The sequence below is a fragment of the Neptunitalea chrysea genome, from assembly GCF_027924145.1.
Lineage (GTDB): Bacteria > Bacteroidota > Bacteroidia > Flavobacteriales > Flavobacteriaceae > Neptunitalea > Neptunitalea chrysea.
This window is the reverse complement of sequence record NZ_BRVP01000061.1, coordinates 1-1,308: the sequence shown is the minus strand read 5'-3', so window position 1 is coordinate 1,308 and position 1,308 is coordinate 1. Positions and strand designations below refer to the sequence as shown.

Annotated in this window: 1 pseudogene; it reads right to left on the bottom strand. The window is 36.0% G+C overall.

Features of this window, described 5'->3' with window-relative positions:
* A pseudogene (locus NBRC110019_RS16675) lies at nt 1-1,308 on the bottom strand (hypothetical protein); the annotation flags it as partial.

Below are 1,308 nucleotides of genomic sequence, written 5' to 3'. Positions count from 1 at the left end.
CTCTTGCGCTTCGGTTACTGCTTGATTGATACTATCTTCTTTAGAGGTATTGTAGGCGAAATTTGCTCCGGTACTAAGATCAAAATTGCCCATTCCCCATTTTGCATCGGCATATGCACTGGTATCTTTAGATTCAGAAATTATTTTGGCTATTTCTGTTTGCGTTTCATACCGGTTAGTGCTAGTCGCATCGGTCAATTTTTCTGTTTCGGCTTCAGATGAGGTAGAGGTAGTATTCTCCGAGGCTCTTAATCTGCGGGTTTCTTTTTCTTTATATTCCCTTGCCATTACATTTTCTATGTGTGACACTTCTCCCTCTACATAGCAATGTACACTTTGCTCTACTTTTCGGTAGTCGGCAATACCTAATTTACGCATTCCATACCCCGATGGTATAAATATATCATCTACCGTTGTGGATTCATCAGTACTATCAGTATCTGCATCACAGGCTATCATAGCCTCATACCAAGATTGTCCGTTAGTCCTAAAATCTTCTGTGATTTGGTCGCCATTAGCAAGGTTTATGATAAGGCTTACAGATGTATTGGTAATAGTTGTAAAAATACCACCTGTAACCAATTGTTGTATTTCATACCTGTTATTGATAGAATCTTTTATGAAGGTTGTAGATGAATCAATTATACTTCCTGAGGTGATTGACTTTAATGTGGCACTAATGCTACTTATGGTTACATCATTCATAGGGCTGGTTAAGGTAAAATAATAACTCCAATAATTAAAAAGGGCATTAGATGTAGTTATTTCACCTTTAAATTTTAGCGTATAACAGCTTGAATCATTATAGCTATCATTTAATTCTGGAACTATGATACCTCTATAACTGGTTGTTCTTTTGAGCAGCTGTTTATTAGTAAATAAGATATCGTTGACACGTATTTCTTCAGCATCTAGGAGCTCTGTTGCTTCCTCATAAGTGCTAATATCAGAGAAGGATGTTAGCTTAGACAATAGTTGGTATGTTTCACTACTCATTTCTGCTTTTGCACTATCCTCTGTTATTTCAGTTAATGGTGTATAGCTAAATTTTGGTAAATCGGGCAACTTATTGCTTGAAACTTTGTTGAAAAGAAACGCTTCTTTACTTATATCATCAATGCTCGTTCTGGCTTCAAACCAAGCTTTTTCTTCTTTATTTAGCTCGCTTTTAAATTCGGCAATCAAAGGGTCAATTATCTCTTGATAATCTGCTCTTTTTGCATCATAATTAGCTTGATTAGCAATTCTGTATTTTTTCTCAAGCTCTTTAATGTCTACTTTGGCAGCAGCAATTTCTGCTAATTGTGC